Below are 229 nucleotides of genomic sequence, written 5' to 3'. Positions count from 1 at the left end.
AATCAAGCTTTCGGGCCTGTCAATGAAATTCCACCAAAAAATTGAAAAATTCCGATTTTTCGGGTTGGATTTAGCCGCTCCATTCGGTTTATTCGCGCAGCAATCAAGAAAAAATTCTCCATTCGTGCGCATATTTAAGCTAGTTAAGGATCTTTTCCCGGGATTCTTTCCATTATTTTCTTCATTCTTGCTATAATGGACAGGATCCTATAGAGAAACGAGTGACGTG

The 229-nt window shown here is 39.3% G+C and carries 1 protein-coding gene; it reads left to right on the top strand.

Annotated elements, in window-relative coordinates; genetic code table 11:
* On the top strand, window positions 1-196 hold a 196-nt coding region (locus tag R0J87_RS25490; RefSeq protein ID WP_498889803.1), incomplete at its 5' end, for a hypothetical protein.
* Window positions 197-229: the final 33 nt, after the last annotated feature.

The organism is Halomonas sp. SIMBA_159, from assembly GCF_046536035.1.
GTDB lineage: Bacteria > Pseudomonadota > Gammaproteobacteria > Pseudomonadales > Halomonadaceae > Vreelandella > Vreelandella venusta_A.
This window is presented reverse-complemented; position numbering and strand designations above follow the sequence as displayed.